General features: G+C 72.4%; 31 protein-coding genes. 9 read left to right on the top strand and 22 right to left on the bottom strand.

What is annotated here, in order from left to right; translation table 11 throughout:
* Window positions 1-15: 15 nt before the first annotated feature.
* The 3 genes from ACFWIA_RS13500 to ACFWIA_RS13490 form a co-directional block, all read right to left on the bottom strand.
* Entirely contained in the window at window positions 16-1,230 is a 1,215-nt protein-coding gene (locus tag ACFWIA_RS13500) for a chaplin family protein (protein WP_387003515.1), read from the bottom strand.
* 136 nt (window positions 1,231-1,366) lie between these two features.
* The gene (locus tag ACFWIA_RS13495) at window positions 1,367-1,600 is read right to left on the bottom strand and encodes a chaplin (RefSeq protein ID WP_387003512.1); all 234 of its coding nucleotides are present in this window, start codon (window positions 1,598-1,600) and stop codon (window positions 1,367-1,369) included.
* Between the two features lie 380 nt (window positions 1,601-1,980).
* Window positions 1,981-2,391, bottom strand: a complete 411-nt coding sequence (locus ACFWIA_RS13490) for a rodlin (protein WP_385484632.1) — start codon at window positions 2,389-2,391, stop codon at window positions 1,981-1,983.
* Between the two features lie 315 nt (window positions 2,392-2,706).
* Here ACFWIA_RS13490 and ACFWIA_RS13485 point away from each other — a divergent pair, with 315 nt between their 5' ends.
* Both ACFWIA_RS13485 and ACFWIA_RS13480 read left to right on the top strand, forming a co-directional pair.
* On the top strand, window positions 2,707-3,189 hold the full coding sequence (locus tag ACFWIA_RS13485) for a hypothetical protein (protein WP_387003509.1): 483 nt from the start codon (window positions 2,707-2,709) through the stop codon (window positions 3,187-3,189).
* A gap of 162 nt (window positions 3,190-3,351) precedes the next feature.
* The gene (locus ACFWIA_RS13480) at window positions 3,352-3,762 is read left to right on the top strand and encodes a rodlin (protein WP_387003507.1); all 411 of its coding nucleotides are present in this window, start codon (window positions 3,352-3,354) and stop codon (window positions 3,760-3,762) included.
* 95 nt (window positions 3,763-3,857) lie between these two features.
* Here the strand turns inward: ACFWIA_RS13480 and ACFWIA_RS13475 are convergent, their stop codons facing one another.
* A complete protein-coding gene (locus tag ACFWIA_RS13475) occupies window positions 3,858-4,157 on the bottom strand; it encodes a hypothetical protein (protein WP_387003504.1) in 300 nt (99 codons plus the stop codon).
* A gap of 159 nt (window positions 4,158-4,316) precedes the next feature.
* Between ACFWIA_RS13475 and ACFWIA_RS13470 the strand changes: the two genes are divergently transcribed.
* The 3 genes from ACFWIA_RS13470 to ACFWIA_RS13460 all read left to right on the top strand — a co-directional run bounded on the left by ACFWIA_RS13470 (window position 4,317) and on the right by ACFWIA_RS13460 (window position 6,365).
* Window positions 4,317-4,721, top strand: coding sequence for a rodlin (locus ACFWIA_RS13470; protein ID WP_387003562.1), 405 nt, complete (start codon window positions 4,317-4,319; stop codon window positions 4,719-4,721).
* A 135-nt stretch (window positions 4,722-4,856) separates the two neighbouring features.
* Window positions 4,857-5,981: a PucR family transcriptional regulator gene (locus tag ACFWIA_RS13465; RefSeq protein WP_387003502.1), complete on the top strand. Its 1,125-nt coding sequence runs from the start codon at window positions 4,857-4,859 to the stop codon at window positions 5,979-5,981.
* Window positions 5,982-6,044: 63 nt separating this feature from the next.
* Entirely contained in the window at window positions 6,045-6,365 is a 321-nt protein-coding gene (locus tag ACFWIA_RS13460; protein ID WP_387003500.1) for a DUF6191 domain-containing protein, read from the top strand.
* A gap of 15 nt (window positions 6,366-6,380) precedes the next feature.
* On the opposite strand, the gene ACFWIA_RS13455 is transcribed toward ACFWIA_RS13460, so the two are convergent.
* From ACFWIA_RS13455 to ACFWIA_RS13430, 6 genes are all read right to left on the bottom strand, one after another.
* On the bottom strand, window positions 6,381-7,046 hold the full coding sequence (locus ACFWIA_RS13455) for a contact-dependent growth inhibition system immunity protein (RefSeq protein WP_387003497.1): 666 nt from the start codon (window positions 7,044-7,046) through the stop codon (window positions 6,381-6,383).
* 13 nt (window positions 7,047-7,059) lie between these two features.
* The gene (locus ACFWIA_RS13450; protein ID WP_387003495.1) at window positions 7,060-7,377 is read right to left on the bottom strand and encodes an RNase A-like domain-containing protein; all 318 of its coding nucleotides are present in this window, start codon (window positions 7,375-7,377) and stop codon (window positions 7,060-7,062) included.
* 64 nt (window positions 7,378-7,441) lie between these two features.
* The gene (locus tag ACFWIA_RS13445; RefSeq protein WP_387003492.1) at window positions 7,442-7,951 is read right to left on the bottom strand and encodes a hypothetical protein; all 510 of its coding nucleotides are present in this window, start codon (window positions 7,949-7,951) and stop codon (window positions 7,442-7,444) included.
* 30 nt (window positions 7,952-7,981) lie between these two features.
* Entirely contained in the window at window positions 7,982-9,103 is a 1,122-nt protein-coding gene (locus ACFWIA_RS13440; RefSeq protein WP_387003490.1) for an RNase A-like domain-containing protein, read from the bottom strand.
* A 169-nt stretch (window positions 9,104-9,272) separates the two neighbouring features.
* Window positions 9,273-9,578 carry a WXG100 family type VII secretion target gene (locus tag ACFWIA_RS13435; RefSeq protein ID WP_387003487.1) on the bottom strand — a complete coding sequence of 102 codons (306 nt, stop codon included), beginning with the start codon at window positions 9,576-9,578 and terminating at the stop codon, window positions 9,273-9,275.
* A 30-nt stretch (window positions 9,579-9,608) separates the two neighbouring features.
* Window positions 9,609-9,857 (bottom strand): hypothetical protein, encoded by a 249-nt coding sequence (locus ACFWIA_RS13430; RefSeq protein ID WP_387003486.1) that lies wholly within the window; start codon window positions 9,855-9,857, stop codon window positions 9,609-9,611.
* A 155-nt stretch (window positions 9,858-10,012) separates the two neighbouring features.
* Between ACFWIA_RS13430 and ACFWIA_RS13425 the strand changes: the two genes are divergently transcribed.
* Both ACFWIA_RS13425 and ACFWIA_RS13420 read left to right on the top strand, forming a co-directional pair.
* Window positions 10,013-11,842 carry a S9 family peptidase gene (locus ACFWIA_RS13425; protein ID WP_387003483.1) on the top strand — a complete coding sequence of 610 codons (1,830 nt, stop codon included), beginning with the start codon at window positions 10,013-10,015 and terminating at the stop codon, window positions 11,840-11,842.
* Window positions 11,843-11,932: 90 nt separating this feature from the next.
* Window positions 11,933-12,745 carry an SURF1 family protein gene (locus ACFWIA_RS13420; RefSeq protein ID WP_387003480.1) on the top strand — a complete coding sequence of 271 codons (813 nt, stop codon included), beginning with the start codon at window positions 11,933-11,935 and terminating at the stop codon, window positions 12,743-12,745.
* Here ACFWIA_RS13420 and ACFWIA_RS13415 read toward each other — a convergent pair.
* From ACFWIA_RS13415 to ACFWIA_RS13385, 7 genes are all read right to left on the bottom strand, one after another.
* Window positions 12,718-14,013 carry a hypothetical protein gene (locus tag ACFWIA_RS13415; protein ID WP_387003478.1) on the bottom strand — a complete coding sequence of 432 codons (1,296 nt, stop codon included), beginning with the start codon at window positions 14,011-14,013 and terminating at the stop codon, window positions 12,718-12,720. The genes ACFWIA_RS13420 and ACFWIA_RS13415 overlap by 28 nt on opposite strands.
* Before the next feature lie 125 nt (window positions 14,014-14,138).
* Window positions 14,139-14,807 carry a SigE family RNA polymerase sigma factor gene (locus tag ACFWIA_RS13410; protein WP_387003475.1) on the bottom strand — a complete coding sequence of 223 codons (669 nt, stop codon included), beginning with the start codon at window positions 14,805-14,807 and terminating at the stop codon, window positions 14,139-14,141.
* Window positions 14,808-15,193: 386 nt separating this feature from the next.
* On the bottom strand, window positions 15,194-16,246 hold the full coding sequence (locus ACFWIA_RS13405; protein WP_387003473.1) for an aspartate-semialdehyde dehydrogenase: 1,053 nt from the start codon (window positions 16,244-16,246) through the stop codon (window positions 15,194-15,196).
* Window positions 16,243-17,526 (bottom strand): aspartate kinase, encoded by a 1,284-nt coding sequence (locus ACFWIA_RS13400; protein ID WP_385484678.1) that lies wholly within the window; start codon window positions 17,524-17,526, stop codon window positions 16,243-16,245. Before ACFWIA_RS13400 ends, ACFWIA_RS13405 begins: the two co-directional genes overlap by 4 nt.
* A gap of 226 nt (window positions 17,527-17,752) precedes the next feature.
* Complete coding sequence (locus tag ACFWIA_RS13395) at window positions 17,753-18,412, bottom strand: DUF5063 domain-containing protein (RefSeq protein ID WP_387003469.1); 660 nt, start codon at window positions 18,410-18,412, stop codon at window positions 17,753-17,755.
* Complete coding sequence (gene recR / locus ACFWIA_RS13390) at window positions 18,405-19,004, bottom strand: recombination mediator RecR (RefSeq protein ID WP_385485175.1); 600 nt, start codon at window positions 19,002-19,004, stop codon at window positions 18,405-18,407. Before recR ends, ACFWIA_RS13395 begins: the two co-directional genes overlap by 8 nt.
* Window positions 19,005-19,145: 141 nt before the next feature.
* Complete coding sequence (locus ACFWIA_RS13385; protein WP_385484683.1) at window positions 19,146-19,487, bottom strand: YbaB/EbfC family nucleoid-associated protein; 342 nt, start codon at window positions 19,485-19,487, stop codon at window positions 19,146-19,148.
* Between the two features lie 425 nt (window positions 19,488-19,912).
* Here ACFWIA_RS13385 and ACFWIA_RS13380 point away from each other — a divergent pair, with 425 nt between their 5' ends.
* A complete protein-coding gene (locus tag ACFWIA_RS13380; protein WP_387003466.1) occupies window positions 19,913-20,671 on the top strand; it encodes an SLATT domain-containing protein in 759 nt (252 codons plus the stop codon).
* 426 nt (window positions 20,672-21,097) lie between these two features.
* Here ACFWIA_RS13380 and ACFWIA_RS13375 read toward each other — a convergent pair whose 3' ends face one another.
* Entirely contained in the window at window positions 21,098-21,919 is an 822-nt protein-coding gene (locus tag ACFWIA_RS13375) for an NAD(P)H-binding protein (protein ID WP_387003463.1), read from the bottom strand.
* Window positions 21,920-22,005: 86 nt separating this feature from the next.
* On the opposite strand from ACFWIA_RS13375, the gene ACFWIA_RS13370 reads away from it, so the two are divergent.
* On the top strand, window positions 22,006-22,422 hold the full coding sequence (locus tag ACFWIA_RS13370) for a winged helix-turn-helix transcriptional regulator (protein ID WP_387003461.1): 417 nt from the start codon (window positions 22,006-22,008) through the stop codon (window positions 22,420-22,422).
* Here ACFWIA_RS13370 and ACFWIA_RS13365 read toward each other — a convergent pair.
* From ACFWIA_RS13365 to ACFWIA_RS13350, 4 genes are all read right to left on the bottom strand, one after another.
* A complete protein-coding gene (locus tag ACFWIA_RS13365; RefSeq protein WP_385484694.1) occupies window positions 22,419-23,069 on the bottom strand; it encodes a hypothetical protein in 651 nt (216 codons plus the stop codon). The genes ACFWIA_RS13370 and ACFWIA_RS13365 overlap by 4 nt on opposite strands.
* A 127-nt stretch (window positions 23,070-23,196) precedes the next feature.
* Complete coding sequence (locus ACFWIA_RS13360; protein WP_387003458.1) at window positions 23,197-23,934, bottom strand: GntR family transcriptional regulator; 738 nt, start codon at window positions 23,932-23,934, stop codon at window positions 23,197-23,199.
* Window positions 23,935-24,153: 219 nt separating this feature from the next.
* Complete coding sequence (locus tag ACFWIA_RS13355; protein WP_387003455.1) at window positions 24,154-24,786, bottom strand: hypothetical protein; 633 nt, start codon at window positions 24,784-24,786, stop codon at window positions 24,154-24,156.
* 144 nt (window positions 24,787-24,930) lie between these two features.
* Complete coding sequence (locus ACFWIA_RS13350) at window positions 24,931-26,331, bottom strand: aspartate aminotransferase family protein (protein ID WP_387003452.1); 1,401 nt, start codon at window positions 26,329-26,331, stop codon at window positions 24,931-24,933.
* Window positions 26,332-26,563 lie beyond the last annotated feature (232 nt).

The raw sequence follows: 26,563 nt of genomic DNA, 5'->3' as shown, positions 1-26,563 counted from the left end.
TTCGGGGACGGGGTGTCAGCGGCGGGCGGCGCGGGCCGCCCGGCGGTACAGCACTCCGCCGCCGACGAGCAGCGCGGCGGAGGCCGCGGCGATGCCGAGCGTCGCCGCCCCGGCACCGGTGTCCGCGAGGGCGGGGGCGCCGGGCGTCGCCCGGTGTTCGTGCGCGGGGGCGATGCGCGGCGGCGAGGTGCTCTCCGGCGAACCGGGCCGGCCGGGTGCACCGGGGTGTCCGGGCGTCCAGGGCGAGCCGGGGGTCTGGACGTGCGGCGCCTCGCGCGGCGGGGTGACGGACACCGAGGGGCCGGTCGGCCGCTGCGGCGGGACGGTCACCCGGGGCGGCGGGTTGTGGGTGGCCTCCGCGGTGTTGGCGCAGACGGTGCCGAACACCGGGTTCAGCAGGGCGATGACGTTGACGGTGTTCCCGCACAGGTTGACCGGGACGCTCACGGGGAGCTGGCCGAGGTTGCCGGCGAGGACGCCGGGCGATCCCACGGCCGCGCCCTCGGCGGAGCTGCCGCCCGCCCGGGGCGCGGGGGGCACCGAGCGCAGTCGGTCCGCGGGGGCGTTCGCCGCGTGCTTGGCCGTCTTGGCGTGCTTACCGGACTTGGCGGGCTTCGCCGCCTTGGCCGGGGCGGCCTTCGCCGGGGTCGCCCGGGCCGGGGTGCCCGTGGCGGAACCCGTGCGGCCGGGGGCGCCCTTGGCGGGGGCCGCGTGCTTGGCGGACGCGGCGTGCTTGGGCGCCGTGCGCTTGGGAGCGGCGTGCTTGGCGCCCTGCCCGGACTTGCCCGAACCGGCGGAGCGGGCGGGGGCCGCCTCGGGCGCGGGCGCCGACCTGCTGGTGGGCTCCGCGGGCGCCCGGGCCGGACGGTGCTGCGGAGCGGGGGCGGGGGCGGCGGCGCCGGGCCCGCCGTGGGCGTACGGGTCGTACGGGGAGCCGACCGGGTAGTCGACGGCACCCGGGTGCGGTGCGTCGGCGACGGAGTCGTGCCCGGTGGTGTTGGCGGCGCCGTTCCCGAACGTCGGGTTCAGGAGCGAAGCGCCGTTCACGCTGTTGCCACTCACGTTCACCGGCACCGTGATCGGTGCGGAGACGGTGTTCCCGGAGACGACTCCGGGCGAGCCGACGGCCGCGGCGTCCGCGTCGGCGGCGAGGGCCTGACCTCCTGGCAGGGACAGGATGCTCGTCGCGGCTGCCGCCGTGAGCATGCCCTTGCTGAGGGCCTGTCGCATGGGAGGGGTCTCCTGTTCGCCGTAGGGACGGGGCGCACGCGGCACCCGAAGAGGGGGCGCCGGCCCCGGGACCGTCGACGGACGGTCCCGAGGGCCGGCGGGGGCACGGTCCCGCGGGGGGTCCGTGCCGGGTGCGTCAGTTGTTGACGCAGACGTTGCCGAAGGTCGGGTTCAGCAGCGCGATGATGTTCACGCTGTTGCCACAGACGTTGATGGGGACGTGGACCGGCACCTGGATCACATTGCCGGAGAGCACACCCGGGGAACCGATCGCGGCGCCGTTGGCGCCCGCGTCGGCGAGCGCCGGGGATGCGGCACCCAGGGCCAGGAGCACTCCGGCGACCGCGGCCGCCGTCTTCTTGAGCTTCACGCGCTTTTCCCTTCTCTGCGGTCAGGCCGAGGTGTCGGTAGGAACCGAGCGGGTCCGGTTCTCGGGACCCGCGCCATGACCGGTGGCCTGTCAAACGACCACGATCGGGGGAAGAAACCGAGAGCCGTGCTCTTTCCTCCGGCATTCACCCGAACAACCTGAATCACCCGGACCGCGGAAGGGATCTCGGGAGCTGTCGGAATCGGATGGCCCCCATCGGTTCGAGGGAGGAGAACCGGTGCGGGGAAGGATGAGGGGGGAATTCCCCTGGACGGCCGGCGGAACGGGCCGTACGGCCGGCCGGGCGGCCCCGCTCACGAGGAACGGGAGGGGGGCCGCCCGGAGCCGTACGGCCCGTGCGGTGACCGTGCCGGGGCCGGTCAGCTGTTGCCGACGCCGTTGCCGGACAGCACCGGGATGTCGCTGAGGATGTGCGACAGCGGCTCGTCGCCCTTGATCTGCGAGGAGTTCTCGGCGCACTGCTGGTTCTGCGGGGAGGACAGGACGTTGACGTCCTGCACCGTGATCGGGATCAGGCCGATCAGCGAGCCCACGTTCGCCTTGACGGGAACGCCGAGGCAGAGCTTGTTCAGCGACCCCTGGACGGCCCCGAACTGCGGGCTGCCGTCACCGTGGGTCTTGGCGTTGCCGTACGCCTGGGTCGAGCCATTGCCGTTGACGGTGGTGGTGCCACCGTCGTTGCCAATGGCCATCGCGGGAGCGGCAGCGGCGGCGGTGAAGCCGACCACGGAGGCAGCGACACCGGCCGCGGCCATGACCTTCTTGAGCATGCGAGAGTTCCTTTTCTGACCAGGTTGCTGGTGCCTGCTGGACAACTGCCGCGCACCGAAATGGTTGCGGGTCTTCACCCGGTCGGCTCGTGGCGCCCGCGCGGGCCAACGGATCGGCGTCCGCGGGGTCGTGCAGCGGGTTGACCGCAGAATGCGGAAACCAGCGCGTCAGACGCCCCGCACGGTGAGTATCTGATTATCCTTTCGGCCCGGTTCTGTTCAGAACACTGCGCCGCCCGGACGCCTTCTCCACGTACGCGGAGTACCGGGGGGCATTCCTCCCGCGGCGGGCGCCGAAAGGATTCCGTGAAGCGCGTGATCAGCAAGCCCGACCCGTCCGACGGACCCGAAGGCGACACCGGTCGGGCCGCCGTCCGCCCGCCGCGCGCGTGGTCGGAGCGGGAACTACGGCTCGTGGACCGGCTCGCCACCGTCCACGAGGAACTCGACGCACTGCACCGGGAGCGGGCCGCCCTCGTCGCCTACGTGTCGCGGCTGCACGCGGGCCGGGTCACCGCCCCCGACCCGACGGGCCGGCGGACCGTGCAGGTGGACACCGCGGTGGGCCGGCTGAGCTGGCGGATCTCCCCCGAGGACGTGGACCTCGTCGCCGAGGACGCGTCCGGCGGGCGGGGCGGGCGCACCGCGGGCGCCGGGGACCGGGACACCGTCACCCGGCTGTCGTTCCTGCACCTGCACCGCCGCCCCAACCGTCCGACGCGGCTCGCCCCGCGGCGGCGCGCCCGGGGTCAACACCCCGACGCCGCCGCACCGGGTCCGCTTAACCCGTCGGAGTGAAGCGCAGCAACCAAGACCTGCGGCGACAGTTGGGCAGGGCGCTCCGGGACGGGCAGAGCGCCACGGGACCGGCGTTTCCCGGGGAGCGGCCCGCACGGGCATCCCGGGGAGCGACACAGCGAAAAACGCCGCACAGCAAGCGAAGTACGAAGGGGATATCCCGTGTTCAAGAAGGTCATGGCCGCCGCGGCCATCTCCGCCTCCGTCATCGGTGCCTCGGCTGCCGCCGCCGCTCCCGCGATGGCCATCGGCAACGACGCCGGCACCACCACCGTCAACGGCAACGGCGCCACCCAGGCGTACGGCAACTCCGCCACGCACGGCAAGTTCAGCCCGCAGTTCGCGCTCATCCAGGGCTCGCTGAACAAGCCGTGCATCGGCCTGCCGGCCAAGGTCAACGCCGGCTCGCTGATCGGCCTGATCCCGATCACCGTCCAGGACGTCAACGTCCTGTCCTCGCCGCAGAACCAGCAGTGCGTCGAGAACTCCTCCCAGGTCAAGGGCGACGAGCCGCTGTCGCACCTGCTCAGCAACATCCCGGTGCTCTCGGGCAACGGCGTCGGCAACAACTGATCCACCGCACCCTCCGTCGGTGCCCTCCGGGGCGCCGCGGCGAACGGGCCGCCGTGACTCCACGGCGGCCCGTTCCGCGTGTCCGGGCCTCCGGATCACCGGGGCCAGATCTCGCGCCGCACCAACGACTCCCACTCCGGGTCGGGGCGGCCCGGCACCGAGCGGCCCTCGCGCCGCCAGGTCTCCGCGAGCCGCCGGTACTCGGGTTCCGGGGCGCCCGCGTAGCGGGGCGTCGGCCCGGCGGGCCCCGGAGCCGCCCGGCCGGCGGCCCGACCGGCCGGCGGGCGCCCGGGCGGGACGTCCCCGCGGGCGGTGCGGTCGGGAGCGCGGTCGGGGGCCCGCCGGCTCACCGGAATGAATCCCTGTCTCTTCCAGCCACCCTGTGCGTCAGCCATGTCCGGTCCAACGCCCGGACCGGCGTCCCTGTCATGGGCAGCGCCCCCACTGCGTCCGAGCGCTCCGCCATTCGGGTCAACTGCCGCAACCCCCGACTCGAACACGCAGTTGATCATCATGCGGTTCCACCACGGGAGCCCGCTTTCGAAAGGGTGAGAATCATGAAGAAGCTGTGGGCAGCCGCGGCTGTCGCCGCCTCCGTCGCCGGAGTATCGGCCGCCGCCCCCGCCATGGCGATCGGCAACGACGCCGGGACCACCACCGTCAACGGCAACGGCGCCACCCAGGCGTACGGCAACTCCGCCACCCACGGGGACTGGAGCCCGCAGTTCGCGCTCGTTCAGGGTTCGCTGAACAAGCCGTGCATCGGCCTGCCGGCCAAGGTCAACGCCGGCTCGCTGATCGGTCTCATCCCGATCACCGTCCAGGACATCAACGTCCTGTCCTCGCCGCAGAACCAGCAGTGCGTCGAGAACTCCTCCCAGGTCAAGGGCGACGAGCCGCTGTCGCACATCCTGGAGGACATCCCGATCCTGTCCGGCAACGGCGCGGGCAACAACTGATCGACCCCGCACCCGGGGCCCGCGAAGGGGCCGACCGACGTACCGGTCGGCCCCTTCGCGCTGCCCGCCGTCCGGAGGGTCCGCCACGCCCATGCGTTAAAAAGGCGTCAAGGATTCATCGATACGGGGGCGCCCATGACGGACGAGAACGGGACCGCGTACAGGGCACCCGCCCCCGCCGCGGCCGACGACACACGCGGCGGGATACCCGCCCATCTGCTCGACCTCGACGGATACGCCCGCACCCTCGCCGACGTCGCCACGACCGGCCGGCGGCTGACCCGGGACGAGCTGACCCGGCGGCGGGCCCTCGGCGAGCAGGCGGCCGAGGCGGGCTTCCGGATCAGGCCGCTGATCTCCGCGCACCTCGCGGCCACCCGTGAGCACTGGCCGCTGGCCACCGGATCGCCGGACCGGCTCCTCGCCGCCGTCGAACAGGCCGTCGACGCGGTCGCCGAGGGCCACGAACGGGCCCAGCGGATCGCCGTCCGGCAGGAGGCGGCAGCCCGGCGCGAGTTCGTCGACGACCTGCTGTACGGGCGCAGCGACGTGGGACGGCTGGCCGCCCGGGCGGAACGCTTCGGGCTGCGGTTCTCCTCCGCCCACGCGGTGGCCGTGGCGGCCGGTCCGACCGCGTACGAAGAGGGGGACACCGTGCCCCGCCGGGTCGAACAGGCGCTGATCGCCCGCTTCGGGGACCGCACCGTCCTCGTCACCACCAAGGACGGACTGCTGGTGTGCGTGGCGCCCGGCGACCAGGACGACGCGCTGACCTACTTCGCGAAGCAGGCGTACGCCGCCACCGGGGGCTCCCGGGTCGCGGTGGGGCGCCCGCAGCCCGGGGTGGGCGGCGTGGTGCACTCGTACGAGGAGGCGCTGAACGCCCTCGACCTCGCCGAGCGGCTGGGCCTCGAAGGGCCCGTACTGCGCGCCGCCGACCTGCTGGTGTTCCCGGTGCTGACCCGGGACCGGCAGGCCATGACCGAGCTGGTGCACCACACCCTGGGCCCGTTGGAGCAGGCCCGGGGCGGGGCGCGTCCACTGCTGGACACGCTGACCGTCTACTTCGACGCGGGGTGCGTCACCGCCGAGGCGGCGCGGCGGCTGTCGCTGAGCGTCCGGGCGCTGACCTACCGGCTGGCCCGCATCCACCAGCTGACCGGCGCGGACCCGGCCGACCCGGTGCACCGGTACACCCTCCAGACCGCGGTGATCGGCGCCCGACTGCTGGACTGGCCGCACCGCCCGACCGCCCCCTGACCCACGCGAACGATCACGTCCGAACTCGCGCGCTCCACACGGATGTTCGTGCACACTGAGGGAATGGAGTTCGTCTTCTTCGCGACCTTGCCGGGGCTCGTCGTGCTGCTGACCGCGATCGCGATCGTGGACCAGGTCCTGCTGCACGCCGGGCGGGCCGGCTTCCTGCCCTGGCGGGGTCCGGGCCGGGCGGGCCAGGTCTCGGCGACCGGGTTCGAGCAGCTCCACGGCGCGCTGTCGCCGGGCAAGCAGCACGAGCTGAAGGAGCGGGCCTCCTCCCTGGTGCTGCGCGACGACGAGGAGGACGGCGCCCCGCCGAACCGCACCCGGGTCGACCTGGACAACGGCACGGCGGTGGTCCGGCTGCCGGCCCCGGGCCGCTGACCTCGGGGCCCGCGTTCAGCGGCCCGTGCCGGACGCCAGGGCGTCCGCGGTGACGCGCAGCCAGCCGCGGGGACCGTGGGGCGCGGGCGGGTCCACCTCCATACCCAGGTACGCGAGTGCCACCGAACCGTCGGGGTCGTCCAGGGGCAGCGCCAGCAACTCGTGCACCTCACCGACCAGCCCCGCGACGAGCTGCGGGTCCGTCGAGTCCAGATAGTCGAGGATCGCCGCGGTGTGGTCCTCGAACTCGTCGGGCATGTCCTGGGAGAACCAGCCGCCCAGGAACTGGGCGAGCTCGGGGAAGCGGGCGTGCCACTCCCAGTAGGTCACCGGTGACTCCGGCCGGGGCGCGTCCCCCTGCTCCAGGCTGCGGCCGATGTGGTCGGCGATCACCAGGAGCCAGGCCCGGACGTCGTCGCCGGGCACCCGGACGTCCGGCATGCCGTAGAACTCGCCGAGCCTGATGCGCAGGGTGCCGGGCGGGTTCCGGGCGTACTCCCGCACCTGCGTCTCGGCGGTCGCCAGGGCCCACGGACGGTACCGCCAGGTGTGCCGCAGGTAGGCGGTCAGGGCGGCACTGCGCCGCTCGGGGGTGTCGTCGGCCGGTTGTCCCGTGTACGCCCGGATGACCTGGTCCAGCTCGCCGTAGCGGCGGTCGAACTCCCTGGGTGCCATGGGCATCGCGGAACCAGCCTTAGAGGAAGAAGGGAAACGTGGCGTGGACGACGAATCCGTGCGGGCTGGATTCGTCGCGCCTCAGGATGACGCGTGCCGCGTGGGTGTCCACCGCGCCGCGGCCCGCGAGGGCCATCCCCTGGAGCATGACCCTCCCCACCGGATCGGGCCTGGACGGCCAAGAGGCGATCAGCGTCAGCCGGGCGCGCGACGACCGCGCGAGCCACCGGTGGATCTCCTGCTCATTGGCGGAAACCACCTGCTGGGTCGCCCATTGCGCGGTTTCACGATCGGGGTAGGTGGCTGCCCTGTTCCTGGCCGGACGTACTGCTGTCACGACGGAGTTCCTCACAAGGGTCGACGGGGCCGGCGGGCGGGGTGCGGGTCACTGCCGGCCCTCTCTAGTCGTCCTCGAAGCGCCAGAGAACGAGCACGGCCGCAGGGGAGACGGCGAGGAGACAGAGATCCAGGGTCGCCGTGGACAGGGAGTTGACGTGGAAGGAGGAAGCGAGGAAGTTCCGCTGCTCTTCCTCCTCCTCCGCGGCGCCGTGGTTGGTGAAGTACCGGGCGTCGCTCCCCACGGCACGGAGCAGGGCGTCCATGCAGTCGTCCCTGCCCGGATCGGCGGACGTCCAGGGGGACTTCGCCCCGTGCAGCAGCGAACCGGCCGAGATCACCCGGGCCAGCTCGCGCGCCCCGGCGCGGGAGACCTCCCCCAGGGCGTCCCGCAGCTCCGCCGTGTCCACCGAGGCCAGCGCGGGGACGCCGCCGACGGCCCGGGCCACGGTCGTGCACCAGTCCGCTCCCTGAAGTGGACGGAGTGCCGCGAAGGTCTGCCGCGGGTCGAGGTAGACCTTCGCGCAGTCGGGCAGGTCCTTCGCGCGACCGGGCGGATCGAGGTTCTTGCTCATGCGGATTCCTGCGTGTGCGTAGCGGCCTGCTCAGGGGAGCGTGGGCATGGACGTGTAGACAACGTAGGGGGGAACCAATCCGTTCTTGTACTTCAGGACGACCGTGGCGCTGTGGGCGTCCTTCGCGTTCCCCGCCTGAGGGGAGGACCCCTCCAGACTCCTGCCTGTGACCTGCTGGAACTGCACCGTGTCCAGCCTCAGGATGGAGTTGTCGCCACGAGGACGGGACAGCCAGTTCTGGATCTTCCTGGGGTTGTCCACACCTGAGTTCGGGAGCCCGGAACTGCGTGGCGGCCCCACATGGTCCACCACGTCCTGGGTGACCTTCTGGGCCGTCGGCATGTTCGTGAAGCTCGATGCCGCGTCGATCGTCGGCTGGTCGCGGAGCCGCTGAGCGAGTTGCATATCGGTTTTCCCCACGTGCTTGTCGACCACGTGGCTCCCGTGCACTCCCTCCTGGTTCGCCAGATCGAGCGGATATCTGTGATTCGCCTCGCTGTCGCCTGGGACGGTGTAGAGAGGATTCCCCTTGAACTCCGTCAGCGCACGGGCTCCGAAGACTTCCGCCCGCGCCGATTCCGCCTGGAACGTGGGGGCGCTGTCGTACGCCTCGTTCAACGCCGGCATGAGCGTGTCGAGCCGCCGCGCCTGGCGCTCGACCCTCTTGTTGTATTCCTCGACGGCATTGTTCATGGCCGCTTCGTCGATGTTCAGAACGATTCCGGCGGACAGGTCGGTCACGACCCCTTTCCCCAGGTCGAGCAGCCCCTTGCCCAGGTTCTTCAGATCCCCCAGATCCACACCGTCGCGCAGGTTGATCTGAGGCAAGGTGTCGATGACCGCTCTGCGGTAGATCCGATGCAGGTCTTCCCTCACATCAGCGGCGGCCCTGGCGAAGAAGTAGATCGCGTCAACCATCACTTCGCAGGTGTCGAACAGGACGGCGAAGACGGGATGGTTGGCTCCGGCCCCCGCTCCGGGACCGTGCGACCAGTTGTAACCGTCGCGCGACTGACCCCAGGCCGATGTGCCCCACAGGGTGCGCAGGAAGTTGCGCATCGCCGCGTACCATTCACTGTTGCTCTGATCCGTGATGCCGCCCAGCAGCCCCGTCACACTGCCGTCGGCCGTGGCCAGCGAAAGCTGCGGCATACGCCATGTCTCGGATATCGATTCCAGCCTCAGATGGTTGGGGAGAGGAAGAATTCCGGCGGCCTTGCCCCATCTGCACGCATCTTCGAGAAGGGGGCGCATGATCGCCAGGGCGACGGCTTCGACCCCTTCCAGGGCCAGCTACACAAAGCTCTGCCCGTCATCGATGTCACCCCAGGTGAACTCGGTCACCGGCCCGTACGAGGGTGTCTTCTCCAACACCGCAGGAGCGGGCCTGGACGAGGGCTGCGCGGCCGGCGAGGGGTCGGTGGCCGCGTCCGCCGCCGCGTAGTTGTTGCCGGTGAGGGACCTCCCGGGCCTCCCCGTCCCACGAGAGGACCACCGGCACCACCCGGTCGTGCAGTTCGTCGAGCCTCTCGTTGAGTTTGCCGATGATGTCCTCCAGCTCGCCCGCGAGTCGCTGAAGATCGGCCAGCCTTACTGTTATGCGGTCGTCCCCGGCAGCTGACGGCATCGCGTGGTCCTCAACTCTTCGACGGAGTACTCAGAGGGAATCGAGACCGCTGCGCGGCCTCAAGGACGGGTCGGGCACCACGGGGGTCGACAGTCTGTCGACCTCGCTGCCGATGTCCACCCGAATGGCGCGCAGGCGATCCAGGACATCGAGTTCCTGCTCCGTGAACCCGTCCCGGCTCATCCGGACGGCCTGCCCCAGAAGGTGCAGCACCTCACGAATACGGACCGCGTCCTCGGCCACGGCCCGGTCGAGGCGAGTTCCCCCAGCTTCCCCCATCGCGGCCCCCGCCCGTGAGTGACACCAACTGGTCGTACCCGTGGGCCATATCCTACGCAACCCGGTTCCGGCCGGCGCCGGTTCCCGGGCCGTCGCGCGCCCGGGGAAAGGCGCTCCCCGAACCCGTCCGGAGCGCGATCGGGTTGGATGGGGGCATGAGTGAGAGCGGCAGGGCCATGGACGTGGGCGTTTCGATGCCCGACTGGGAGAAGCGGTTCCGGGCGGCCCGGGTTTCGCTGCCCGAGTGGGCCGAGGATGCTCCGCAGCGGTCACTGTTCGCCTCGAACGCCACCGGGACGTTCGAGCTGTACGCCTGGGACCGGGACTCCGGGTCGCAGCGCAAGGTCACCGAGCGGGCCAACGGGACGACCGACGGGGCGCTGTCGCCCGACGGCGAGTGGATCTGGTGGTTCGACGACAAGGACGGGGACGAGTTCGGGATCTGGCGGCGGCAGCCGTTCGCCGGACACCCCGAGGGGCACACCGGGCCCGACGCCCCCGCGGTCCCCGGACTCGACGCCTCCTACCCGGCGGGCCTCGCGATCGGGCGGGCCGGCGGGCCGGTCGTCGTGGGCCGCTCCACCGACGACGACGGCTCCACGATCCACGTGGTGGGCGCGGACGGCACCCCGGTCGAGGTGTACCGGCACCGCCAGTCCGCGGGGGTCGGGGACCTCTCGTACGACGGGACGCTGATCGCCGTCGAGCACACCGAACACGGTGACGCCATGCACGCGGCGCTGCGGGTGATCCGGCCGGACGGCACCACCGTCGCCGAACTGGACGACACCGCGGGCGGCACCGAGGAGCTGGGCCTCGAAGTGCTCGGGTTCGCGCCCGTCACCGGGGACACCCGACTGCTCGTGGGCCACCAGCGGCGGGGCCGCTGGGAGCCGATGGTGTGGGACGTGGCCACCGGCCGGGAGCACGACCTGTCGCTCGACCTGCCCGGTGACGTGTCCGCCGAGTGGTACCCGGACGGGTCCGCGCTGCTCGTCGTGCACGGCTTCGAGGCCCGCAGCGACCTGTGGCGCTACGACCTGGGCACCGGCGCCCTGGAGCGCATCGCGACCCCGCGCGGCACGGTCTCCGGGGCCACCGCCCGGCCGGACGGGAGCGTCGAGTACCTGTGGTCGTCGGCCGCCGAACCGCAGGCCGTGCGCTCCACGTCCGGTGCGGTGGTCCTCGACCCGCCGGGCCTGCGGGCCCCGGCCTCCGTACCGGTCGAGGACGTGTGGGTGGAGGGGCCCGGCGGACGCATCCACGCCCTGGTGCAGAAGCCGGCGGGGGCCACCGGCCCGCTGCCCACCGTCTTCGACATCCACGGCGGCCCGACCTGGCACGACAGCGACGCCTTCGCCGCGGCGCCGGCCGCCTGGGTCGACCACGGGTACGCGGTGGTCCGGGTCAACTACCGGGGTTCCACCGGTTACGGACGGGAGTGGACGGACGCCCTGAAGCACCGGGTCGGACTGATCGAGCTGGAGGACGTCGCCGCGGTCCGCGAGTGGGCCGTGGCCTCCGGGCTCGCGGACCCCGACCGGCTCGTCCTCACCGGCGGCTCCTGGGGCGGCTACCTCACCCTGCTCGGACTCGGCACCCAGCCCGACGCCTGGTCGGTGGGGATCGCCGCGGTGCCCGTCGCGGACTACGTCACCGCCTACCACGACGAGATGGAGGCGCTGAAGGCCATGGACCGGACCCTGCTGGGCGGCACCCCCGAAGAGGTGCCGGAGCGGTTCGCCGCCTCCTCCCCGCTCACCTACGTCGACGCGGTGAAGGCCCCGGTGTACGTGTCCGCCGGCGTCAACGACCCGCGGTGCCCGATCCGGCAGGTCGACAACTACGTCGACCGGCTGCGGGCCCGCGACGCGGTCCACGAGGTCTACCGCTACGACGCCGGCCACGGGTCCCTCGTCGTCGACGAACGCGTCAAGCAGGTCGGTCTCGAACTGGACTTCGCCCGGGCCCACCTGCGCCCGTAGGCCCTCTGGGGGGCGCCGGACGCACGGGCCGGCGCCCCGGGGGCGACCCCTGTGCGGGGGCGGGCGCCGGGCCCCCGTACCGTGGGACGGGTGTACCGGTTTCTGCTGACTCCGCGCTGGTGGGGGATCAACCTCTTCGTCGTGCTGGCGATCCCGTTCTGCCTGTTCATGGGCTCCTGGCAGCTGGGCAGGTTCGAGGACCGGGTCGAGGACCACCGGACGGCGAGCGAACGCTCCGACTCCGAGTCCCGCGCCGCGGCCCGCCCGCTCGCCGAGCTGCTCCCCGTCACCAAGGAGACGTCCGGGGCGCGCGCGAGCACGACCGGCCGGTACGTCGAACAGTTCCTCGTCCCGGAACGCAAGCTGGACGGGACGAGCGGCCACTACGTGCTGGGGCTGCTGCGCGCCGGCGAAGGACCCGCGCTCCCGGTGGTCCGCGGCTGGCTGCCCGGCGAGCCGGAGCCCTCGAAGGTGCCCGCCCTGCCGGACGGCGAGGTGACCGTCACCGGGGCGCTCCAGGCGTCCGAGAGCCCGGGCAGCGACGGGGCCCGCACCGCGGGCGGACTGCCGGCAGGGCAGGTCGGGATGATCAGCGCGGCGACGCTGGTGAACCTCGTCCCGTACGAGGTCCAGAACGCCTGGGTGACCCTCGATCCGGCCGACTCCGGGATGACCGCCGTGCCCGCGACGGCCCCCCAGAACACCGGACTCGACCTGAAGGCGTTCCAGAACCTCGGGTACACCGGCGAGTGGTTCGTCTTCGCCGGGTTCGTGGTCTTCATGTGGTTCCGGCTGCTGCGCCGGGAGACCGAGGCGGCCCGGGACGTGGCCCTCGGGCTCACCGCCCCGGACTCCGTACCGGAAGCGGGTGCGGTTCAGGAGGCGGGCAGGGCTCCCGTGTAGTACACCGTTCCCGCGCAGGCGTCGGGGATCGTCGTCGAGGCCGAGGGGGCGCCGGGCTCCGCCGTGTGGGAGACCGCGACACTGCCCTCCACCGGAACGCCCTCCTGGCCGCCGAGCTGCGGCGCGGCGCCGCCGCCCGTCTCCGACTCCCCGCCGCCACCGGCCCCGGACGTGGTTCCCGAGGAGGTCGACGGGTCGGGGGACGGGCCGCCGGTGCTGCCGCCGCCCTCGGTGGGGCAGGACGCGGACGGCACCCAGGCGAAGCGCACCTCGTAGGCCATGCCCGGCTTCAGGATCAGCTGCGCCGGTTCGGAGGACGGCGCCGGCAGGCCCGTCGCGGCGTCCCCGGAGGTGTGGGTGAGCGAGCCGACCTGCGTCGAGTCGGCCGCGCCCTGGGCGGCGACGACGACGCTGCCGCCGCCGTCGACCGTGCAGTTGCCGGCGGAGACGTTGGCCACCCGGAAGGACCCGTAGACGGACCCGTCGGGGCCCGGGGCTCCGACGTTGGCGCCGGCCGAGCCCAGGTCGGTGGGACCGCAGCTGGGCGAGGAGGCGTTGTCGGAACCGGTACCGGGGTCGGTGCCCGGGCCGGAACCGGTGGGGTCGCCGCCGCTGGTCGCGCCGCCGGGGCCGCCGCCGGTGGTGGCCCCGCCGGTGGTCGCGCCCTGGACCGGCTCGCCCGGGCCGCCCTTGCGCTCGCCCTTCTCGGTACGGCTCGGCTTGCCGGACGGCTCCCGGCTGCCCGACCGGGACGGGGTGCTCGTCTTCTTCTCCGACTCGACGCCGTCGCTGCCGCGGGTCTGCTGGCCGTGTCCGACGTGCGACACGGTGGTGTCCGTGGAGTTCGGCGAGTTCGCCACGTGGACGAGTGCGGGGACCGCCGTGCCGATCAGGACGGCCGCCGCGGCGACCCCGACGACGGCCTGCCGCTTGCGGGCGCGGCGGGCCGGGACGGCGCGGCGCAGGCGGTCCAGGCTGCCGTCGGTGGGCTCCAGGTCCCCGACGCTCCCGTGCAGCAGCGCCCGCAGGTCGAACTCGTCGCTGCCGCTGCCGGCGTCGCCGGGGCGGTGCGTGAGGTCCATGAGGTCCGTGCGGCTGGTGCTGTCAGTGCTGCCGGTGGTGTCGGCGCGGTCGGTGGTGTCGGTGGCTCCGGGGCGCGGGGCCTCGGATGCGCCGTCCGTACAGCCGGTGTCCGGACCGCCGGTGCCGGCCGCCCGGTCCGGAGTCGACGAGCCGTCGTCGGGCCCGGTGGAGGGGCTGTCGTTCACAGTTGCGTTCCCAGCGTCTCGCTCGTTCTCGTTCCGGGCCCGACCGCCGCCGCCGTTCACGTCGTCCGGCCGGTCGGCGCGCGACGACTCGGCGGGCGGGCCGTCGTGGCCCCGGCGTTCGCCGCTCACTTCTTGGCCCCCATGGCGACCCGTAGGGCGGCTATCCCCCGGGACCCGTACGCCTTCACCGAACCGAGGGAGACACCGAGCGTCTCGGCGACCTGGACCTCGGTCATGTCCGCGAAGTACCGCAGGACGAGGACCTCGCGCTGACGGCGCTGGAGGCCCTTCATCGCCTGGATCAGGGCGTCGCGCTCCAGCAGGTCGTACGCGCCCTCCTCCGCGCTCGCCATGTCCGGCATCGGCTTCGAGAGCAGCTTCAGGCCGAGTATGCGGCGGCGCAGCGCGGAGCGGGAGAGGTTCACAACCGTCTGGCGCAGGTACGCGAGGGTCTTCTCCGGGTCGCGGACGCGCTTGCGTGCGGAGTGCACGCGGATGAAGGCCTCCTGGACGACGTCCTCGCAGGAGGCGGTGTCGTCGAGGAGCAGGGCGGCGAGGCCGAGCAGCGAGCGGTAGTGCGCGCGGTAGGTCTCGGTGAGGTGGTCAACGGTCGTGCCCTCCGCGGGTACGTCCTCGGCGCCTTGGCGCGGGGAGGACACCGGCGTGGGACGGGTCGCGGGCACGGGCGCGATCACCGGCATGCCGCCGGGCGCGGCGACCGCGCGGGGGCGCCGGGACGGCCGCAGGACACTGCCGCGAACCTGGACCGCTGTGAAATCGAGTACCTCTGCCACGCCAGTTGGACACGCTCCCCCGGGTGAGGGTTGTACGCACCGGGCCTCGGATTGTTTCCGGGCACTCCGTCTGACATGGCGTCATCTGCCCACATGCGTACCAGCTCTTCCCTTGACCCCGATTTGTCCGCGCCCCCCGCGCCCACCTGGTAGGCCCTGACGCCCCCGAGGGCGTACGCGCGAAGACGCGGACCGCGGTGCGCTTGGTTGCGCGCCGCGGGGGAGGAGATCCGGTGAGCCGTGGTGGTCCTGTGAGACTTACGGTGATCCTACAAATGAAATCGGGCTTGAACAGGTGTGATTTTTTCTGACCGGTCGTGCCTTGGATGGTTTTGGGCTCCGCGTGGGATCGCCCGGGGCCGCGCAGCGGGGGGAGCGACCCGGTGTCAGGTCAGGCCGGCCGCGACGAGTTCGGCGATCTGGACGGTGTTGAGCGCGGCACCCTTGCGCAGGTTGTCCCCGCAGACGAAGAGCTCCAGGGCGGCCGGGTCGTCGAGGTTGCGGCGGACGCGTCCCACCCAGGTGGGGTCCGTGCCGACGACGTCGACGGGCGTCGGGAACTCGCCGGCCCCGGGGTCGTCGAAAAGGACCACGCCCGGCGCGGTCGCCAGGATCTCCCGGGCCCGGTCCACGGTGACCTCGTCCTCGAAGCGGGCGTGCACCGTCAGGGCGTGCGTGGTGACCACCGGAACCCGTACGCAGGTCGCGGTGACCTTGAGCTGCGGCAGGTCGAGGATCTTGCGGGACTCCTCCCGCACCTTCATCTCCTCCGAGGACCAGCCCCCGTCCCGCAGCGAACCCGCCCACGGGACGACGTTCAGGGCGACCGGCTCGGGGAACGGTCCGGTGCGCTCCCCGACCGCGCGGCGGACGTCGCCGGGTGCCGTGCCCAGTTCGGTGCCGGCGACCAGGGCGATCTGCTCGCGCAGCGTCTCGACGCCCGCGCGGCCCGCACCGCTGGCCGCCTGGTAGGCGGAGACGATCAGCTCGCGCAGGCCGAACTCGGCGTGCAGCGCACCGATCGCGACGATCATCGACAGGGTGGTGCAGTTGGGGGTGGCCACGATGCCGCGCGGACGGACCCGCACGGCGTGCGGGTTGACCTCGGGGACGACCAGCGGGACGTCCGGGTCCATGCGGAAGGCCGCCGAGTTGTCGACGACCACCGCGCCCTTGGCGGCGGCGATCGGCGCCCAGCGGGCGGCGACCTCGTCGGGCACGTCGAACACCGCGACGTCCACCCCGTCGAGGGCCTCCTCGGTGAGCGCCAGCACCTCGACCTCCTCGCCGCGCACGGCCAGCTTGCGGCCGGCCGAGCGCGGTGAGGCGAGCAGACGGATCTCGCCCCAGACGTCCGCGTGTTGGGACAGGATCTGGAGCATGACCGAGCCGACGATCCCGGTCGCCCCCACGACCGCGAGCGTCGGACGGCCGGTCATCGCCCGGTGCCCCCGTAGACGACCGCTTCGTCCGAGTCGGAGTCGAGACCGAAGGCGGTGTGCACGGCCCGGACGGCCTCCTTGACGTCATCGGCGCGGGTGACCACCGAGATGCGGATCTCGGAGGTCGAGATCAGCTCGATGTTCACTCCGGCGTCGCTCAGCGCCTCGAAGAACGCGGCCGTGACCCCCGGGTTGGTCTTCATCCCGGCGCCGACCAGGGAGATCTTCGCGACCTGGTCGTCGTAGCGCAGGGAGTCGAAGCCGACGCCGGCCTTGGTGGACTCCAGCGCGTCGATCGCCTTGCGGCCCTCCGCCATCGGGAGGGTGAAGGAGATGTCCGTCAGACCGGTGGACGCGGCCGACACGTTCTGCACGATCATGTCGATGTTGATCTCGGCGTCGGCGACGGCACGGAAGATCGCAGCCGCCTCGCCCGGCTTGTCGGGCACCCCGACGACGGTGATCTTCGCCTCTGAGGTGTCATGGGCGACACCGGAGATGATGGCCTGCTCCACGTTGCGCTCCCCCTTGCCAGGGTGTGGTTCGTTGTTGCTGACCCAGGTGCCTTGGAGTCCGGAGAAGGACGAACGGACGTGGATCGGGATGTTGTAACGGCGGGCGTACTCCACACAGCGGTGGAGCAGCACCTTCGAGCCCGAGCTGGCCAGCTCCAGCATGTCCTCGAAGGAGATCGAGTCGATCTTGCGGGCCTTCTTCACGACGCGCGGGTCGGCGGTGAAGACACCGTCCACGTCCGTGTAGATCTCGCAGACCTCGGCCTCCAGGGCCGCGGCGAGCGCCACGGCCGTGGTGTCCGAACCGCCCCGACCGAGCGTGGTGATGTCCTTCTTGTCCGCCGAGACGCCCTGGAAACCGGCGACGATGGCGATGTTGCCCTCGTCCAGCGCCGTCCGGATGCGGCCCGGGGTGACGTCGATGATGCGGGCCTTGTTGTGGACGGAGTCGGTGATGACGCCGGCCTGGCTCCCGGTGAACGACTGGGCCTCGTGACCCAGGTTCTTGATCGCCATCGCCAGGAGCGCCATGGAGATGCGCTCCCCGGCGGTCAGCAGCATGTCGAACTCGCGCCCGGCGGGCATCGGCGACACCTGCTCCGCGAGATCGATCAGCTCGTCCGTCGTGTCGCCCATCGCGGAGACCACGACAACCACCTGGTTGCCGCTCTGCTTGGCCTCGACGATCCGCTTGGCGACGCGCTTGATGCCTTCGGCATCGGCTACGGAGGAACCTCCGTACTTCTGCACGACAAGGCCCACTTGCGTACGCTCCTCGCTCGGTCCGGTGGGTCCGCCTGGTGGCGACCGGATCGGTCAGTTGGGGGGTGCAGGACAGTTTAACTAGCAGGGGTGAATCACCCCGGTCGGATCGCATCCTGAGACGCGGAGACCACAGGGTGATCAGCACGTCACCTGCCCACCCGGCTCCCCCCGCACGCGCAAAGTGGGGCGCCTCACACCCCGCACCGACCCCGCCCGCACCGGCTCAGCTGGGGCTGCGCAGCCCCAGCGGGTGCGCGATCTCCTCCGTCATGACGCGCCCCGCCTCCTCGGCGAGCACCTCGTCACCGAGGTCCTGGTCCGTGTCGAGCCCGTCCAGCTCCTGGAGCGGCTGCCCCAGCCGCACGTGGGCCACCAACGACTGGAGCGCCCGCAGCGCACCGGACGCCGTCGACCCCCAGTTGGAGAAGTACGAGAACTGCCACCACCACAGCGCCTCGGTGGTGCGCCCCGCCCGGTAGTGGGCCATGCCGTGCCGCAGGTCCGCCATGACGTCCGCCAGGTCGTCGGAGATCCGGCACGGCACCGGCGCCTTGCGCGGCTCGTACGGGTCGAAGACCTCCGAGTAGACGTCGATCGGCGCGAGCAGCACCGCGAGCCGCTCCCGCAGCTCGTCCACGTCCGGCTCCGGACCGAGGTCCGGCTCGTACCGCTCGTCGGGGACGATGTCCTCGTGCGCCCCGAGCCGTCCCCCGGCCAGGAGCAACTGGGAGACCTCCAGGAGCAGGAACGGCACCGCTGAGTCCGGCTCGTCCCCCTTCGCGACCTCGGTGACCGCGACCAGGAAACTCGCGATCTGGTCGGAGATCTGGACCGCGAAGTCATCCGGGTCCTGCGTCGTCGAGTGCAACGTCACATCAGACATCTAGGAGTCGTCTCCCCTCAAAGGCGCGGCCCAGAGTCACCTCGTCCGCATATTCCAGGTCTCCGCCCACGGGAAGGCCACTCGCCAGCCGGGTGACCCGTAGCCCCATGGGTTTGATCATGCGCGCGAGGTACGTGGCCGTGGCCTCGCCCTCCAGGTTGGGATCGGTCGCCAGGATCAGCTCGGTGACCGAACCGTCCGCGAGGCGGGCCAGCAGCTCCCGGATGCGCAGGTCGTCGGGGCCGACGCCCTCGATCGGGCTGATCGCGCCGCCCAGTACGTGGTAGCGGCCCCGGAACTCCCGGGTCCGTTCGATCGCCACGACGTCCTTGGGTTCCTCGACCACGCAGATCACGGACAGGTCCCGGCGGGGATCACGGCAGATGCCGCACTGCTCCTCCTGCGCCACATTGCCGCAGACGGAGCAGAAACGAACCTTCGCCTTCACTTCCATCAGCGCCTGCGCCAGCCGACGGACGTCCGTCGGCTCCGCCTGGAGGATGTGGAAGGCGATCCGCTGCGCGCTCTTGGGACCGACGCCGGGCAGCCTGCCCAACTCGTCGATGAGGTCCTGGACCACGCCTTCGTACAACGGATCAGCCTTTCCCACGTGCCGGCCCCGTCCGGGGCCGTGCGCTCGGTGGTGGACACGAGCCGGGTGCGGCCCGCGTTCCTCCGGTCATCACCGTAGTTGTCCGCGGGCCGCCGCAGAAGCTCCCGGCCTCCTCGCGTCCTAGAAGGGCAGGCCGGGGATGCCTCCGCCGCCGAGGCCCTGGGCCAACGGGCCGAGCTTCTCCTGCTGGAGCCGCTGGGCGTTCTCGCCCGCGGCCTGGACCGCCGCGACCACCAGGTCGGCGAGGGTCTCCGTGTCGTCCGGGTCGACGGCCTTGGGGTCGATGACGAGGCCGCGCAGCTCCCCGGAACCGTTCACCGTGGCCCGGACGAGGCCGCCGCCCGCCTGGCCCTCGACCTCGGTCCGCCCCAGTTCCTCCTGGGCCCGGGCGAGGTCCTGCTGCATCTTCTGGGCCTGCTGGAGCAGCTGCTGCATGTTGGGCTGGCCACCACCGGGAATCACGATCAGCTCCTGTTGCCGACACCTGGTGCATCGGCGGACGACGGTACGACGATCGGGCGGTTTCGCCCGCCTGGCACGAGCCTACGTGCTCCGGGGGCCACTCGCCCCAGCACTCTTTCGGGTGACACGGCCGCCCCGCCCATATCCGACCGGGCGGCTCCCCGAAGCGCGTATCCCGTGAACAGGTGCCCGTAAACCACCCTTGGGGCGGTAGGCAGGGGGCCGACCGGGTGCGCGGAACACCCCACCCGCGTCACGTACGGTCACCTCGCGCACACGTGACGTCCGAGGGCGGCCGGGCACCGCCGACGGCCGGTACGAACACGCGGGCGACCCGCGGACACCCGAGCACGGGACGCGTGGGCCCGGGAACGCGCGCACACGGGCAGGGACCGCGACGGACGAGGGAACAAGGGGAGTGCCGGGTGAGCCAGCCGGAGATGCAGCCCGAGGGGACGTCCGAGGGGAACACCCCGGACGACCGCGGCGGGGGCAGGGGCCTGCGGCCGGGCGATCTGGTGGGACGGCGGCTTCCGCACGGGGACTGGGGCGACCCCGCGGACCGGCTCGACGAGCTGTACCAGTGGGTGGAGCGCGGGGCGCTCGACATGGCCGAGTGGTACCTCGCGGACCGGGTGTGGAAACGGCGCGGTGCGCGGGCGCTGCGGGGCGGTGCGGCTGCGCTGGCGCTGATCGGCGTGGTGCTGCCGCTGGCCGACCCCGCGGGGACGGGGGGCCCGGTCGCCCGGTGGGGGTACCTGGCGCTGCTGCTCTCCGTCGCGTGCGTCGGGTGCGACCGGTTCTTCGGGCTGACCTCCGGGTGGATGCGGGACGTGGCCACCGCGCAGGCGGTGCAGCGCAGGCTCCAGGTGCTCCAGTTCGACTGGGCGTCCGAGTGCGTGCGGGAGGTGCTCGGGCCGGCGGAGGGGACCGCCTCGGAGGCGGTCGAGCGGTGCCTCGGGGTGTTGCGGCGGTTCTCCGACGACGTGTTGGAGCTGGTGCGGGTCGAGACCGCGGACTGGATGGTGGAGTTTCGTGGGGGGCCCGCGCCGTTGGGGCTCCAGGTGGGTTCCGCGGGTGGGGGCGTCCGGGGGGACGCCCCCGTGCAGAGGGTTGCTCTTGCGCATCCGTCCGCTGGGGCGCGGCCCAACATGCCTCGGCAGCGGCCTCCCGAGCCTCGCTGAGGCTTGGTCCCGCGCAGTTCCCCGCGACCCCTTCCAGTGCGTCCCGCTCGGGGTGCGCTGCTCGGTGCGCCCCTGATCCGGTGCGTCCTGCTCGGGGTGCGCTGCTCGGTGCGGGTGCGCGGTGGTTTTGCGCAGTTCCCCGCGCCCCTGATCGGGTGCGACCCGCTCGGGGTGCGCTGTCCCGCGCCGTGCGACCCGGATTCGCGCAGTTCCCCGCGCCCCTATCGGGGCGCTCTGCTCGGCGGACCGGTCGCGCAATCCCGCAGCGCACCCCGAGCAGGACGGGCCCCGTCAGGGGCGCGGGGAACTGCGCAATCCCACAGCGGACCCGTGCGGGACAGCGCACGCCGAGCAGGACGCACCGGAAGGGGCGCGGGGAACTGCGCGGGTGACCCACCACGCACCCGCAGGGGACCACGGACCTGATCAGGGGCGCGGGGAACTGCGCGAAGGCACAGCGCACGCGACCACCGCGGGGAGGGGGCTGTGCGGGGCGCGGCCGAGGAGGGACGCGAGGTCCGGCGCCGTACCCGCGAGGAACCCGTGCCGGACGGCCGTCGCCAAAGACACCAGCATCGGCGGCTGGAACGGCAACAACCCCTCCGCGGAGAGGAGCCCACCCCGGTACGCCTCCAGGTCGACGTCCCGGAGGGGCACCCCAAGCCGCGCGGCGACATCCGCAGCGGTAACGGGCGCCCCGACGAGCTCGTAGGTGCGCCCCCCGTGCGACCCGGGCGCCGCCGCGACGACCGCCGCCGCCTCCGCGAGGTCCCCGCGGACGACCGCGGCCAACGCACCGTCCCCGAAGGGCGAGTTCAGCGCCCCGTCCACGGACCACGTCAGCAGCGCACCGAACAGTTCGGCGTACAGCCCGTTGCGCAGCACGGTCCACGACAGGCCGCTGGCCCGCAGCAGCCGTTCGGTCACCCGGTGGGCCAGCGCGAAGCCCAGGTGGTCGCCCGCACCGGTCAGGCTCGTGTAGACGACGTGCCGCACCCCGTCGCGCACCGCGGCGTCCAGGACGGCCCGGTGCCTGCGTACGACCCGGTCGTCCTCCGCGTACCCGGCGGAGACCAGGACCAGCGTGTCCACCCCGACGAGGTCGAGGCCCGCGGGGTCGTCGAAGTCGAGGCGCCGCATCCCCGCCCCCGGAGTGCGACTGCCCCCCGTGGCGGTCGCCCCGCGCTGCTTCAGCGAGGCCAGCACGGCCGAGCCCAGGTTCCCGTTCGCCCCGGTCACCAGAATCATGTGCGCGCAGCCCTCCGTCGTGGTTCTCTTCGGTAACTGCGGTCGATCCTGCTGCGCCCGTCCACCGCCCACAAGGAGGCAGTTCGATGTCACCCACGCACACCGGAGTAACCACCGCGCCCCTCGAACCCTGCGGGCGCGAGGAGCACCAGGACTGCGGCATCCGCGACGTACTGGACCGCGTCGGCGACAAGTGGTCGGTCCTGGTGGTCGTCGAACTCGCCCAGGGCGTACGCCGGTTCAGGGAGCTCCAGCGGGCGATCGACGGCATCTCGCAGCGGATGCTCACCCTGACCGTACGGCGGCTGGAGCGGGACGGGCTGGTCGTCCGCACCGTGCACGCGACCGTTCCGGCGCAGGTGGACTACCGCCTGACGGAGACCGGGGCGAGCCTGACCCACCTGGTCAAGGCGCTCGCCGACTGGTCGCTCACCCATCGCGGGGTCATCGCCGAGGCCCGGGGCCGGTACGACCGGGAGCACCCGGACCACGACATCCGCTAACTGAAGATGATCATCGAGCCCTGGGCGAGGCTACGGGTGGCCGCGGCGTGCAGGCCGAGCCACACGTGGCGTTCCCGGGCGAAGGGGTTGTCGTCGAGGGGCGCCGGCGCGGCGGGCTCCTCCAGCGCGGTGGGGCCGGCCGGGGGCAGCGGGGCCAGGGGCGGGTTGCGCGGGTCGATGCCGATGGCCGGGGCCACGTACTCCAGATCCCGCAGCAGGCCCTGGGCGGAGCCCAACGGCCCGCCGCCGGCGAGGAGTTCGTCGTTGGACAGCGGCTGCGGGAAGTCCAGCGGGACGTAGGCGCCGGCGTGGTCGTAGTGCCAGACGAGGTGCGACTGTTGGGCGGTCGCCTCGAACATCTCCAGGAGTTGTTCGTAGTCGCCCCCCAGCGCGTCCACGGGGGTCACCGCCAGCCCGCACAGCTGGAGCAGGTAGGCCCGGCGCAGGAAGTGCAGGGCGTCGTAGTCGAATCCGGCGACGGGGGCGACGTCCCCGGACAACCCCGGCATGTACGCGTACACCGGTACCGGGGGGAGCCCCGCCTCGGCCAGTGTCCGGTCGTAGAGCGCGAGTTCCTCGGCGAAGGGGTTGTCGGGGCTGTGGCAGAGCACGTCGACGAGCGGGACCAGCCAGAGGTCACAGGCCAAGGGTGGGCTCTCCTTGCATTTTCCGGCGGACAGGGCGGCTCGGGACGCACCGTGCGGTGCGCACCCTGGTCATCGGAAGGGTAATGCGCACGGGCCGTTCCGGCTCCCGGTCGGCAGGAGCCGGTGCTCAGGAGGACGGCGGCGGCCCGGCGGCCAGCGACTCGATCAGCTCCAGCGCATGGGCGTTGTACGCGGCGAAGAGCGCACGGGAGGTCGCCTGGTCCCGTCCGGCCAGCGCGTCCACCAGGTCGGTGTGCGCGGCCCACAGCCTGCCCGCCAACTCCCCCTCGCGGCGCAGCAGCGGCACCGCGCAGCTCCAGGACTGCACGCGCAGCCGGTGCAGGAAGTCGGTGAGGTACGGATTGCCGAAGATGGCGCCGAGTTCGCGCCAGAACCTCAGGTCGTAGCCGATGAGGACGTTGAGGTCGCCGGCGAGCGCGGCCCGCCCGGCCTCCTCGCCGCGGCGGCGCACCCCGCACAGCGCTTCCTCGACCTCGGCGCTCCAGGCGGCGCCGGTCAGCCCGCGGAAGAGGGCGTCGGTGACGAGGGCACGGGCCTCGACCATGCCGCGGAAGTCCGCGAACGAGTACTCGTGCACCTGGAAGCCGCGGTGCTGGACGGCGTCGAGGAGCCCTTGCGCGGACAGGTCGACGAGCGCTTCGCGCACCGGGGTCGCGGACACCCCGTACTGCTCGGCGATCTCCTTGACGGTGAACTCCTGCCCCGGTTGGAGGCGGCCCGCGAGGACCTCGTCCCTCAGGGCGTCCGCGATCTGTTGGCGCAGCGTGCTCCTGGTCACGGCGGCGTTCGTCCCGGTGCCGTGACCTCTCGTACCGTCGCTGCTACCGGTTCCCGTGCCGGACATGTGCGCGTCCCTCCCCCGCGTGACGGGTGCGAAATCGCTCTGACGAGCGGAGGTAACCCTACGCGGTCGGCGGGCCCTGGGGCTCCCGGGGAACCCTCTGTCCGGTGACGGGGAAACTCGATCGATCGTCATCGAAGGTGGTCCCGGGGAGACGTCGTACCCGAACAACCAGTGCACGGCAGGGCGGTGAGACGGCCCGCACATGGCGTCTCGGGCGACCTACGCCCCCATGAAGCCCAGCAGTCCTCGAACCCAAATGAGCAGCACGAGCGCGTTGAGCACCATGGCGACGACGAGTGACGTACTGCGTGCCCGGCGCAGGAGGTGGTACACGAGCCGGACTCCGTACGCGGTCAGTCCAGCGGAGGCGACGATGATGACGATTTGCAGTGCGGGCGACCAGGACAGTCGCGAAATGACGGAGAGGACGACGTAGGCCAGGAGGAACTGCGGGACCCCCAAGAGCCATGCCTTCCACACCTCGCCCGGATCGGGAGCGGCCGGAGGTACGGATGCGGTCGGCTGGGGAGGGAGGACCGGAGGCGGCGGAGCTGTGGTGATGCCCTGGGAGGCGTCACGCGCCGGGGAGCTGGAGAGCGGCTCCAGGGCGTTGCGCAGCCGTTCGGCGAACCTCGGATCGGCCCGCAATTCATCGGTCAGCACGGAGCCGACGATGCTTGCTGATCCCTCGCCTGGCTGCTCGTGCAGGCGGGCCAGTGCCGAGGCCCCCAGAGCGCTTCGCCCGAGTTGCCCCCAGACCAGTTCGCGCACTGCCCCGGTCAGCTCCGGCGAGGCCGACACCCCTCCGGTCAGTACTTGCAGTGCCCAACCGGATAACTCCGAAGCCTGCATCGCGCCCCTTCCTGAGCGTCGGCAGGGCTCGATCGTATGGACATCGGCCGCGCCGGGGAACAGTTTGGCCTTCCTGCTCCCACGGCAACGGCGATCCGTCGGAGTTCGCCGTCGTGGAACACTCGCCGGGTGCTCAGCCGGGGGTCACGCCGTGTGCTCGTCGGCGACCGTCAGCGCGGCGTCCAGCGCGGCGAGCCCCTCCGCGGCCTCCTCGTCGGTGAGGTTGCAGGGCGGCACGACGTGGGTGCGGTTCATGTTGATGAACGGCCACAGTCCGTGGCGTTTGGCGGCGGCGCCGAACGCGGCCATGGGGGCGTTCGCCTCGCCGGTCGCGTTGTAGGGGACGAGCGGTTCGCGGGTGGCGCGGTCCCGGACCAGTTCGAGGGCCCAGAAGGCGCCGGTGCCGCGCACTTCGCCGACGCTGGGGTGGCGGGCGGCGAGCTCGGCGAGTCCGGGACCGAGCACCTCGCGGCCGAGCCGGGCGGCGCTGCCGACGACGTCCTCGTCCTCCATGACCTCGATGGTGGCGACGGCCGCCGCGCAGGCCAGCGGATGGCCGGAGTAGGTGAGGCCGCCGGGGTAGGGGCGGCGGGCGAAGGTGTCGGCGATCTCGGGCGAGATGGCGACGCCGCCGAGGGGTACGTAACCGGAGTTGACGCCCTTGGCGAAGGTCAGCAGGTCGGGGACGACGTCGAAGTGTTCCGCGGCGAACCACTTCCCGGTGCGGGCGAAGCCGGCCATGACCTCGTCGAGGACGAGCACGACCCCGTACTCGTCGCACAGGGCGCGCACGCCGGCGAGGTAGCCGGGCGGCGGGGTCATGATGCCGGCGGTGCCGGGGATCGTCTCCAGGACGATCGCGGCGACGGTGCCCGGACCCTCGAAGGCGAGGGTGTCCGCGAGGTGCGCGAGGGCGCGGTCGCGCTCCTGCTCCTCGGTCTCGGAGTGGAACGGGGAGCGGTAGAGGAAGGGCGCCCAGAAGCGGACGACACCGGCGGAACCGTTGTCGGAGGGCCAACGGCGCGGGTCGCCGGTGAGGTTGATCGCCGCGGCGGTGGCCCCGTGGTACGAGCGGTACGCGGAGAGCACCTTGGGGCGCCCGGTGTGCAGCCGGGCCATCCGGACGGCGTTCTCGACGGCTTCGGCGCCGCCGTTGGTGAAGAAGATCCGGTCCAGGTCGCCGGGGGTGCGCTCGGCGATGAGGCGGGCCGCCTCGGAGCGGGCCTCGACGGCGAAGGCGGGGGCGAAGGTGGTGAGCCGGGCGGCCTGCTCCTGGATCGCGGCGACCACCCGGGGGTGCTGGTAGCCGATGTTGGTGAAGACGAGTCCGCTGGTGAAGTCGAGGTAGCGGTTGCCCTCGTAGTCCCAGAAGTGCGCACCCCGGGCGCCCGCGACGGCGAGCGGGTCGATGAGTTCCTGCGCCGACCAGGAGTGGAACACGTGCGCGCGGTCGGCGGCCTTCACGGCGGCGCCCTTCGCGGGGTCGGGCTGCGGGGTTCCGGGGCTGCCGGGCGTCTGAGGTGCCTGAGGTGCCTGAGGGGTCATGGCCGGAGCGTAGGCGGCGGGGCGCGGGGGACGGTATCGGCGCCTTGTACGGGTCTCGGGGCGTCGGGCGGACAGTTCGTCCAGTGGCCGCGGGGTCGGGGGCGGGTGGCCGCGGGGTCGGGGGCGGGTGGTCGCGTCTTCGCGGGCGGGCGGGTGCGTCTTCGCGGGCGGGTGGCGCGTGATCGGGGGCGGGCCGGTGGGCGTGTGATCGGGGGCGGGTGGCGGCCGGAGC

The organism is Streptomyces sp. NPDC127068 (assembly GCF_042724695.1).
Classification (GTDB): Bacteria; Actinomycetota; Actinomycetes; order Streptomycetales; family Streptomycetaceae; genus Streptomyces.
The sequence above is the reverse complement of the archived record's forward strand: the minus strand, read 5'-3'. Positions and strand labels throughout refer to the sequence as shown.

What these genes read in the sequence shown, in the direction of transcription:
- ACFWIA_RS13500 (WP_387003515.1), bottom strand. Translation starts at nt 1,230, where the DNA reads ATGCGACAGGCCCTCAGCAAGGGCATGCTCACGGCGGCAGCCGCGACG.
- ACFWIA_RS13490 (WP_385484632.1), bottom strand. Translation starts at nt 2,391, where the DNA reads ATGCTCAAGAAGGTCATGGCCGCGGCCGGTGTCGCTGCCTCCGTGGTC.
- ACFWIA_RS13475 (WP_387003504.1), bottom strand. Translation starts at nt 4,157, where the DNA reads ATGGCTGACGCACAGGGTGGCTGGAAGAGACAGGGATTCATTCCGGTG.
- ACFWIA_RS13465 (WP_387003502.1), top strand. Translation starts at nt 4,857, where the DNA reads ATGACGGACGAGAACGGGACCGCGTACAGGGCACCCGCCCCCGCCGCG.
- ACFWIA_RS13460 (WP_387003500.1), top strand. Translation starts at nt 6,045, where the DNA reads ATGGAGTTCGTCTTCTTCGCGACCTTGCCGGGGCTCGTCGTGCTGCTG.
- ACFWIA_RS13455 (WP_387003497.1), bottom strand. Translation starts at nt 7,046, where the DNA reads ATGCCCATGGCACCCAGGGAGTTCGACCGCCGCTACGGCGAGCTGGAC.
- ACFWIA_RS13445 (WP_387003492.1), bottom strand. Translation starts at nt 7,951, where the DNA reads ATGAGCAAGAACCTCGATCCGCCCGGTCGCGCGAAGGACCTGCCCGAC.
- ACFWIA_RS13440 (WP_387003490.1), bottom strand. Translation starts at nt 9,103, where the DNA reads ATGCCGCAGCTTTCGCTGGCCACGGCCGACGGCAGTGTGACGGGGCTG.
- ACFWIA_RS13435 (WP_387003487.1), bottom strand. Translation starts at nt 9,578, where the DNA reads ATGCCGTCAGCTGCCGGGGACGACCGCATAACAGTAAGGCTGGCCGAT.
- ACFWIA_RS13430 (WP_387003486.1), bottom strand. Translation starts at nt 9,857, where the DNA reads ATGGGGGAAGCTGGGGGAACTCGCCTCGACCGGGCCGTGGCCGAGGAC.
- ACFWIA_RS13425 (WP_387003483.1), top strand. Translation starts at nt 10,013, where the DNA reads ATGAGTGAGAGCGGCAGGGCCATGGACGTGGGCGTTTCGATGCCCGAC.
- ACFWIA_RS13405 (WP_387003473.1), bottom strand. Translation starts at nt 16,246, where the DNA reads ATGACCGGCCGTCCGACGCTCGCGGTCGTGGGGGCGACCGGGATCGTC.
- ACFWIA_RS13395 (WP_387003469.1), bottom strand. Translation starts at nt 18,412, where the DNA reads ATGTCTGATGTGACGTTGCACTCGACGACGCAGGACCCGGATGACTTC.
- ACFWIA_RS13375 (WP_387003463.1), bottom strand. Translation starts at nt 21,919, where the DNA reads ATGATTCTGGTGACCGGGGCGAACGGGAACCTGGGCTCGGCCGTGCTG.
- ACFWIA_RS13370 (WP_387003461.1), top strand. Translation starts at nt 22,006, where the DNA reads ATGTCACCCACGCACACCGGAGTAACCACCGCGCCCCTCGAACCCTGC.
- ACFWIA_RS13360 (WP_387003458.1), bottom strand. Translation starts at nt 23,934, where the DNA reads ATGTCCGGCACGGGAACCGGTAGCAGCGACGGTACGAGAGGTCACGGC.
- ACFWIA_RS13355 (WP_387003455.1), bottom strand. Translation starts at nt 24,786, where the DNA reads ATGCAGGCTTCGGAGTTATCCGGTTGGGCACTGCAAGTACTGACCGGA.
- ACFWIA_RS13350 (WP_387003452.1), bottom strand. Translation starts at nt 26,331, where the DNA reads ATGACCCCTCAGGCACCTCAGGCACCTCAGACGCCCGGCAGCCCCGGA.